This window comes from Mesorhizobium sp. M4B.F.Ca.ET.017.02.2.1 (assembly GCF_003998955.1).
GTDB lineage: Bacteria > Pseudomonadota > Alphaproteobacteria > Rhizobiales > Rhizobiaceae > Mesorhizobium > Mesorhizobium abyssinicae.
The window spans coordinates 1-1,228 of sequence record NZ_RZOF01000622.1 but is presented as its reverse complement, the minus strand read 5'-3'; the positions used below and the strand labels follow the sequence as shown (position 1 = coordinate 1,228).

1 protein-coding gene and 1 pseudogene are annotated in these 1,228 nt (G+C 62.7%); one reads left to right on the top strand and one right to left on the bottom strand.

Translation table 11 applies throughout. The features are described 5' to 3' along the window. On the bottom strand, nt 1-890 hold an 890-nt coding region (locus EN738_RS34400; RefSeq protein WP_127287372.1), incomplete at its 3' end, for a LysR substrate-binding domain-containing protein. Nucleotides 891-1,057: 167 nt separating this feature from the next. Between EN738_RS34400 and EN738_RS36685 the strand changes: the two are divergent. Further along, nucleotides 1,058-1,228 (top strand): annotated as a pseudogene (locus EN738_RS36685) (type 1 glutamine amidotransferase domain-containing protein); the annotation flags it as partial.

Genomic DNA, 1,228 nt, shown 5'->3' with positions numbered 1-1,228 from the left:
TCCTTTGCCAGATCGCCGATCAGCGAGCGCAACCACCTGTGGGCGGGGTCGTGGCGGTAGCGAACGTGCCAGGCCATCTCCACCGGAAAGGTGCCGAGGTCGACCGGCGTCGGCAGCACTTTCAGCCGGGGATCGCGCTCGAGACTGCGGCAGATAAGCTTCGGCAGCGTTGCGCAATAGTCGGTGACGGCAAGCATCTCCGGCACGGCAAGGAAATGCGTGACGGAAACCGCAACCTCGCGCTTGAGGTTTTGCTGCCCCAATGCCTGGAAGACGCCAGCGCGCAGCCGGCCCGGCGGCAGCACGTTCACATGTTTGAGCATTTCGTACTGTTCTCGGGAAATCCGGTCCCGGACGCCGGGATGGTCCTTGCGCACCACGCAGGCCAGCCCATCGTCCATGAGATGCTGGACGACAAGGTTGTCCGGCGGATCGACGATCCGGCCGAGCACCATGGCCGTGGTGCCGGAAATGACGCCGGTCTCGGCCAGATCGTTGCCGAATGCCGTCATGCGCAGCTTGATCCCCGGCGCTCGTTCGCGCGCCCTCGCCACCAGCGCCGGCATCAGCACGATCTCCACGTAGCTGTTGGGGGCAAGGGTGAACAGCCGTTCGGTGTTTGCCGGCTGGAACTCCTGCTGGTTCAGGATGAGATCGTCCAGTTGCGCCAGCGCCGCCTCGATCGTCGGCGCGATCTCCTCGGCGAGCTGCGTCGGCTTTATGCCGTAGCGTTCCCGGATGAACAGCGGATCCCGCAAGGTGTCGCGCAGGCGGTTCAACGAATTGGACAGCGCCGGCTGCGTGATGCCCAGCCGCGCTGCCGCCCGGGTCACGCTGCGCTCCTCCATCAGGGCCAGGAAAACCGGAAGCAGGTTCAGGTCGTATCTCATCGAGATATAATCTCAGATAAATATCTGAAATCGAAGAAGTAAATTTCTAAAATATGTGGGCAAGTGCCATTGTCGTCTCGTCGATAAGCCGATGCGGCTGATCGAGCTCCCAATCAACCGGCGGCGACGCCTCGCGGCGCGGCATCATTTGACGAAAGCAAGCGACAATGAAAGTCCTCATCGTACTCACCTCCCACGACACTCTGGGCGACACCGGCAAGAAGACCGGCTTCTGGCTCGAAGAGCTGGCAGGGCCGTATTACGTCTTCAAGGACGCCGGCGCCGAGATCACGCTCGCCTCGCCGAAGGGCGGCCAGCCGCCTCTCGACCCGAAGAGC